Here is a 6,569-nt window from a genome sequence, read left to right as displayed (position 1 = left end):
CGTGATGGCGGCGGAGTACGCAAACGGCGACGACCGCGTCGACGGCATCGTATTTTTGGCTTCCTACCCCAATTCCGATCTTGCCGGCAGCGGCAAGCAGGCGCTGAGCATCACTGCACGAAACGACGAGGTGCTCGACTGGGATAAATACAAAGCGGCAGCTTCCAAATTTCCGTCGGATACCGTTTTTTATGAGATAGAGGGCGGTAACCATTCGGGCTTTGGAAGCTATGGACACCAAAGCGGCGACGGGCAGGCGACGATTTCCCCCGCGCAGCAGCAAAAAGAGGCGGCGGAGCAGATAGTCGCATGGATGAAAGGTTGGACAATATAAATGAAGTATGATTTTACGACGTGCGTTTTGCGGGACACAGGACATTCCGTGAAATGGGCGGAAATGAAAAAGAAAAACCCAAACGTACAAAAAGGGATCGTGCCTCTGTCGGTGGCGGACATGGAGTTTGTCACCGCGCCGGAGATCGTGGCCGGGCTGCAGGACTATATCAAAAAAGAAGCGCTTGGCTATACGCAGGCGACGGACGCGTATTTTGACGCGGTCATGGGTTGGATGAAAAAGAGGCACGGCTGGGATGTAGAGCGGGAATGGATCGTTCCCGCGCCGGGTGTCGTTGCTGCCCTCGGCATCGCGGTCAGTGCGCTCACGCAGCCGGGCGACGGCGTAATTATCATGACGCCCGTCTATTACCCGTTTTACCTTGTGGTGCGGCATACCGGGCGCATATTACAGGAGAACGCGCTCATGGAAACGGAGCAGGGCTACGAAATCGATTTTATTGATCTGGAAAAGAAGCTCAGCGATCCCAAAAACAAAATGCTCATTTTGTGTAGCCCGCATAACCCCGTCGGGCGCGTGTGGACAAAGGAAGAGCTGCAGCGCATCGGCGAACTGTGCCAAAAACATGGCGTGCTCGTCGTAGTGGACGAGATTCATAACGATCTGATCATGCCCGGCTATCTCCATACCGTATTTTCGCAGGTCAAGGAATCGTTTGCCGATTTCTCAGTCATCTGCACCGCGCCCAGCAAGACGTTCAATCTGGCGGGGATGCAGGCATCCAATATCTTGATCAAAAACAAAGAACTGCGCGAAAAATTTGAAAAAACAAAGCTGGCGGCCGGGATGTTCGAATTAAACGCCCTCGGTTACGAGGCGTGCCGCATCGCATACACGCAGTGCGAAGCATGGCTGGAAGAACTGATCGGCGTGATCGACGAAAATCGCCGCACGGTCGAAGATTTTTTGCACAAGCATTTCCCGGAAATCAGGGTGACGCGGCTGGAGGGTACGTATTTGCAGTGGCTCGACCTGCGGCAATACGGCGTCCCGCACACGGAGCTGGAACGGCTGATGACGCAAGACGCGCAGTTGTTCTTCGATGAAGGATATATCTTCGGCAAAGCGGGCGAAGGCTTCGAGCGCCTAAACCTCGCATGCCCGAGAAGCGTGCTGCAAGAAGCGCTTGGCAGGCTGGAAATGGTGTTGAACAAGTAAATCCGCTTCACACAACCACAAGCCCCATGAGCTTCGCAAGCTCGGCGGCCTGCGAGATGGTCACCACCATGCCAAAAAGGTCGTCGGGCGTCACGGCAATGCCTGTTAAGTCTGACGTCGTCATGTCGATGCCCTTCAAAGGGGTTCTAAAAAAGTGCGTGCGCACAAAAACGCAGGCTTCAAAGGCAATCGGCTTCCATGTACATTCGGAAAACTCCGCCTCCGAAAATTCGCATTCGCCAAATGACACGTTCTGGAATTTCGCCAGCGTAAAATTAGTATAGCCAAAATTGCATCCCACAGCCATAAAGTGCTTGTAAAGCGTGCGGAAGCAGGTAAGCCCCATACCCTTAGAGGAATGCATTTCACAGCGGTTGAAATATACGCTTTCCAAGTTGCTGTTGGAAAAATCACAAAGCGAAAAACGCGCGTCGATAAATTCAGTCCTGCTAAAATCGCAATCGATAAATTTACAGTTTTCAAACGCCGTGCTGCGGAACGAAAGCCGCGAAAGATCAGCTTCGATAAAGGACGCGTCCTTGATATGCTTGTTTTCGATGTCGCGCTCCTGCTCGCGCGATTCGTCGATAAATTCCTCTGTAAGGTCAAAGACCTGTAATGGCTCCGGCTGTTCCGGCTTCAAAATTTTCATGCGCCCGCCCTCGTTTGTGTTTTTTATTATTATAACACGGACAATGTTCATTTAATGTTAACAGTGCGGTATCTTTTCAATGAAAATTTGCTGTGATACAATGAAACAGGAAAAGGGGTTCACTATGAAAAAACTATCGATCATCATACCCGTCTACTATAACGAGCAGAATTTAGAGCCGCTTTATCGTGACCTGAAAGAAAAAGCGCTCGAAAAACTGCCGTGCGATTATGAGATCATCCTTGTGGACGACGGGTCAAAGGACGGTTCCTACCGTGTCATGCAGGAGCTAAAGCAGCAGGACGATAAAATCAAAACGGTAAAGCTTGCCAGAAATTTTGGGGAACACGCCGCGCTGCTTGCCGGGCTTAACGTATGCACGGGTGATTGCGCAGTCCGCAAAGCAGCGGATCTGCAAGAGCCGTCGGAGATGATCCTGGAAATGCTCGAAAAGCATGAACAGGGCAATAAGGTCGTGCTTGCCGTGCGCGAAGGCAGGGAAGACCCGGCAGGACAAAAGGCGCTTTCTAATCTCTATACGAATACGGTGCGCAGGTTTGCGCTCAAAAATATGCCGGAAGGCGGATTGGATTCCTTCCTGATCGATCGCCAGATCATCGACCTGATCGTAAATATGAATGAAAACAACGCCCCCATCACGGAACTGATCCTGTGGAGCGGTTTTTCGTCCGCCAACGTATACTATGTGCGCCAAAAACGCGAGGTGGGAACGTCGGGCTGGACGCTTTCCAAAAAGATCAAGATGACGATGGACTCCTTGCTCGGCTTTTCCTATTTTCCCATCCGCTGCATCCTTGCCGTGGGCGGCATAAGCTTTGCCGCCGCACTCGTCTGGGGCGTCGTGCTGCTCATCCTCGCGCTCACAGGCAGCATCGTGGAGCCATATATCGTGCTTGCGTTCCTGCTCGTGCTTGTGCTGGGGATCGTGATGACCGCTATGGGCATACTGGGAGAATATTTATGGCGTACGTTCGATGCGGCGCGCAAGCGTCCGGTTTTTATCATTGACGAGACGGACGAAACAAAAGACAGGTAATACGGGGACTTTATTTTGCATATAGAATTCGGAAGCGATATCGATACACAGGCGAATACGGATTATGTGAGGGAAGCAGGCGAAAACCATTTTTGGGACAAGGCCTGTTTGTTTCGTTCGGGCAGGGACGCGCTGCGTTTGCTGGCAAAGTCGCTTTATCCTGCGCACAAGAGGGCGTTTATGCCTGTGCTCAGTTGCCCTTCCATGACGGAGCCGTTCCAAAAAAACGGATTTCAGGTCGTGTACTACCCGATGCGTAAAGATTTTTCCGCGGACGATCATTTTTTAGACGAGCATCTCGCGGATGGGGATGTTCTCCTCCATATGAACTATTTCGGTATCGCGCCGGAGCATGGACACATACACAGGCAACTGCGCAATCTTGTCACCATCGACGACAGGACGCACAGCCTAAGGCAGGCGATGGAAGCGCAATGTTGCGCAGATCATATGCTGTTCAGCGTACGGAAGTGGGTCTCGCTTGCAGATGGCGGGCTGCTGCTGTCAAAGAAACAAATCAGGCCAAACTATGACGTGTACGATAGCGCCTACCGGGACGCAAAGCAGCAGGCAATGGACAAAAAAAGCGCATATTTGCAAAATGGCGCGCCGGAGACAAAGGAAACGTTCCTGCGCTTGTTCGCGCAGGCAGAACAGCAGCTTGATAGCGATAACAGTGTAATGGAAATGAGCAAAGAATCCGCGCGGGTCTTAAAAACAACGGATTTTTCCAGCGTGGAAATAAAGCGCAAAAAGAATGCTGAGCTGCTGTTTCAGATGCTGCCGGAATACGCACTGCTCCCGCATGTCAAAGAAGGCCCTTTGTTTTTCCCAGTCATGGTCAAAAATCAAAAAGAGGCGCAAGAACATCTTGCGCAAAACAATATTTACTGTCCGGTCATCTGGCCGATACAGCAAAGCGCATCCGGTGTGTGCGCGTTCAGCGAGAACATCGCGGCACATATGCTGGCCGTTCCCTGCGACCAAAGATATTCGCCAAAGGAAATAGAATATATCGGCGGCAAGGTGCGCGAAGCCGCGCGGCCCTAGACGCCCACCTCATACGGCCAGTCCATGATCCCGCCTTTTAAATCGGTCAGATTGGTATATCCAATAGCGGAAAGCTTTTTCAAGGCCTTTTTGCTGCGCATGCCGCTGCGGCAATAAAGGACGATCTCTGCCGCCAGGTCAGGCAAAAGGGCAGTGCATCCGTCGTCTATGATATCGACAGGCAGCAGGATCGCGCCGGGGATGTGTCCCTCGTCATATTCGCCGGGTGTGCGAACGTCCACCAGCAAAAAATTTGTATTATCATCCAATTTCTGTTTCAGTTCCTGTGCTGTGATCATAACGATATCCTCCCAATCCTATATACTTTATTATAAACGCCAGGCAGAATGCTGCAACGGGAATCTGTTTAAAATGGAAAAAAATGGTTTATTATAATGTAGATCAAAAGAATATAGATCAAAAAACTGAAGGAGTGTGATGAACATGAAAGAGAAGAAAATCTCGAAGATCATCACAGATAAGGAGTTTAATCGGCTGATAGCCAGCAAGAATATCCAAAAAGCTGTGATGGTAAAAGACAACAAAGTTTTCAAATACGGATACGACCGCTGATGAAAGCGATAAAACTTCCCCGCGAGGAGCGGGGATTTTTTATTGGAATAAACCTGCGATCCATCCGACAAAATTCCCTGTAAAAGAGACGAAGGAGATGATGCGGATGACGCAGATCGCGAGAACGATGATACTGATGATAAGCGCGGCATTGACCACGTTTGATTTTTGTTTCCTGCGCGAAAGAAGCGCGAGCACAAGTCCTGCGCCGCCAATGCCGATCCCCACATACGGCCCGATAATGAGGCTCAAAGGAAATCCCAGCACAAAGCTCGCAATGAGACCGAATATACTGACAATGATCGATACAACAGCCATAAAAATCCTTTCGCCTATACTCCGGCCGCGCTCAGACGGTCGATAGCGTCCTCCTCGTTTTCCGCAAAGAAAACAGCGTTCCCCTGGTTGCTCTCATACATAAAGTCTTTCAAAGGTTTGCTGGTGTAACCGGAGAAATCCCCATATACGGCAAACTTAAGGTGATAGGTAACAAACTTTTGCAAAATTTCTCCTGCCAATCCGCTGCTCAGGCGAAAAAAATCCTCATGCAAAGCAGCCTTGTCAAGCACGACACGATCGCAGCCGGTCTCATAGTTTACCGTGGCGATCAAATCAAGTGCAGACTGCATATCGTTCACCAGTATATCCGTATCTGTTAAGACGGCGACATTGACGCCGTTTTGTTGTGCTATTTTGTTGTTCATAATAGTAGTCATTATAAACAAAAACAGCTTCCTTTGCAAATGAAAGCAAAAACAAATCCCGATAACCGAAATATTGTTGACTTTTGGTCGTTTGATGCATAAAATGTTAAGATGTAGAACCAATGTATACTATACAAAGATGATATATAATATTTGTTCGTGAAAGAAAAGTAACCGCTGGATATAGAACGGTTATTTTTGTGTCAAAAGATGGGGGTCAAAATGAAGCTCAAAGATATGGAAAAGTGGCAGATCAAAAAGCTGATATTTAGCTTTTTGGTGATCGTCGCCATCGGTGCGACGTATTTAGGCGTTGTTTGCAGCTCGATGTACAATGACAAGATGGCGGAGGACGACTATTGGACGTCTTCTATGACGACGCCCGCAGATATCGAAGCTGACATCGAGAAATTCAGCACAGACGCAATCGAGGTCTCCACAGGGACATATATCGAGAACCTAAAAGAAATCAGCCTGAAGAATTGTAATTTCCGTGTTGAATTTTTGGTGTGGTTTAAGTGGAGCGGCGATGAAGAGCTCGATATGGCCAACAACTTTACGGTGTATAAGGGATACATGAACAAGAAGGAAGTCGTCAAAGACTACCATGAGAACGGCGAAAATTACCAGCTTGTTCGCTGCGATGTAACGATCACCAAAAACTACTGGACGATCCGTTTCCCGCTCGAATCCCACCAGCTGCGGATATATCTGGCGTCCTCTTATCTGGTAGACGATGTGCTGCTGGTGCCGGATGACGAGAGCGGGCTCAATTCCAATCTCAGTATAGCCGGCTTTGACGTGGATAAATACGCGACAGGCAGTTATGCGGTGCGTTATGACAACGCACACGGAGACCCGGAGATTCCCGAAGGAGGCGATTTCATCCAGTCTGAGCATGTAACGTCACTGCAGCTCAACCGCGACGGGCCGGGGCTTTATATCAAGTGCTTTATCGCGCTTGTAGGCACGATGACCTGGGTACTGATCACGCTGTTCATTTGTACCTACCACCATGTA

Annotated in this window: 10 protein-coding genes; 6 read left to right on the top strand and 4 right to left on the bottom strand. The window is 49.5% G+C overall.

Features of this window, described 5'->3' with window-relative positions; all coding sequences use genetic code 11:
* On the top strand, positions 1–334 hold a 334-nt coding region (locus tag VB081_RS02155), incomplete at its 5' end, for an alpha/beta hydrolase (protein WP_323399210.1).
* The gene (locus VB081_RS02150; protein WP_323399209.1) at positions 335–1,513 is read left to right on the top strand and encodes a MalY/PatB family protein; all 1,179 of its coding nucleotides are present in this window, start codon (positions 335–337) and stop codon (positions 1,511–1,513) included. It begins immediately after the preceding gene.
* Positions 1,514–1,520: 7 nt separating this feature from the next.
* On the opposite strand, the gene VB081_RS02145 is transcribed toward VB081_RS02150, so the two are convergent.
* Complete coding sequence (locus VB081_RS02145) at positions 1,521–2,165, bottom strand: pentapeptide repeat-containing protein (RefSeq protein WP_323399208.1); 645 nt, start codon at positions 2,163–2,165, stop codon at positions 1,521–1,523.
* Positions 2,166–2,289: 124 nt separating this feature from the next.
* Here VB081_RS02145 and VB081_RS02140 point away from each other — a divergent pair, with 124 nt between their 5' ends.
* The gene (locus VB081_RS02140) at positions 2,290–3,222 is read left to right on the top strand and encodes a glycosyltransferase family 2 protein (protein WP_323399207.1); all 933 of its coding nucleotides are present in this window, start codon (positions 2,290–2,292) and stop codon (positions 3,220–3,222) included.
* 15 nt (positions 3,223–3,237) lie between these two features.
* On the top strand, positions 3,238–4,272 hold the full coding sequence (locus VB081_RS02135) for a hypothetical protein (RefSeq protein WP_323399206.1): 1,035 nt from the start codon (positions 3,238–3,240) through the stop codon (positions 4,270–4,272).
* Here VB081_RS02135 and VB081_RS02130 read toward each other — a convergent pair.
* Complete coding sequence (locus VB081_RS02130; RefSeq protein WP_323399205.1) at positions 4,269–4,571, bottom strand: rhodanese-like domain-containing protein; 303 nt, start codon at positions 4,569–4,571, stop codon at positions 4,269–4,271. The two genes, VB081_RS02135 and VB081_RS02130, sit on opposite strands and share 4 nt — an antisense overlap.
* A 145-nt stretch (positions 4,572–4,716) precedes the next feature.
* On the opposite strand from VB081_RS02130, the gene VB081_RS02125 reads away from it, so the two are divergent.
* Positions 4,717–4,845, top strand: coding sequence for a hypothetical protein (locus VB081_RS02125; RefSeq protein WP_323399204.1), 129 nt, complete (start codon positions 4,717–4,719; stop codon positions 4,843–4,845).
* Between the two features lie 39 nt (positions 4,846–4,884).
* On the opposite strand, the gene VB081_RS02120 is transcribed toward VB081_RS02125, so the two are convergent.
* Both VB081_RS02120 and VB081_RS02115 read right to left on the bottom strand, forming a co-directional pair.
* On the bottom strand, positions 4,885–5,163 hold the full coding sequence (locus VB081_RS02120; protein WP_323399203.1) for a hypothetical protein: 279 nt from the start codon (positions 5,161–5,163) through the stop codon (positions 4,885–4,887).
* A gap of 14 nt (positions 5,164–5,177) precedes the next feature.
* Entirely contained in the window at positions 5,178–5,549 is a 372-nt protein-coding gene (locus VB081_RS02115; RefSeq protein WP_323399202.1) for a DUF4180 domain-containing protein, read from the bottom strand.
* 222 nt (positions 5,550–5,771) lie between these two features.
* Between VB081_RS02115 and VB081_RS02110 the strand changes: the two genes are divergently transcribed.
* On the top strand, positions 5,772–6,569 hold a 798-nt coding region (locus tag VB081_RS02110), incomplete at its 3' end, for a hypothetical protein (protein ID WP_323399201.1).

Origin of the sequence: Christensenella sp. (assembly GCF_034927525.1) — a bacterium.
GTDB lineage: Bacteria > Bacillota > Clostridia > Christensenellales > Christensenellaceae > Christensenella.
Note: the sequence above shows the minus strand (reverse complement) of the source record. Positions and strands in the feature narration are given on the sequence as shown.

Bases quoted from the DNA above. Each gene is read 5' to 3' on its own strand.
- VB081_RS02150 (WP_323399209.1), top strand. From the start codon at position 335: ATGAAGTATGATTTTACGACGTGCGTTTTGCGGGACACAGGACATTCC.
- VB081_RS02145 (WP_323399208.1), bottom strand. From the start codon at position 2,165: ATGAAAATTTTGAAGCCGGAACAGCCGGAGCCATTACAGGTCTTTGAC.
- VB081_RS02140 (WP_323399207.1), top strand. From the start codon at position 2,290: ATGAAAAAACTATCGATCATCATACCCGTCTACTATAACGAGCAGAAT.
- VB081_RS02130 (WP_323399205.1), bottom strand. From the start codon at position 4,571: ATGATCACAGCACAGGAACTGAAACAGAAATTGGATGATAATACAAAT.
- VB081_RS02125 (WP_323399204.1), top strand. From the start codon at position 4,717: ATGAAAGAGAAGAAAATCTCGAAGATCATCACAGATAAGGAGTTTAAT.
- VB081_RS02120 (WP_323399203.1), bottom strand. From the start codon at position 5,163: ATGGCTGTTGTATCGATCATTGTCAGTATATTCGGTCTCATTGCGAGC.
- VB081_RS02115 (WP_323399202.1), bottom strand. From the start codon at position 5,549: ATGAACAACAAAATAGCACAACAAAACGGCGTCAATGTCGCCGTCTTA.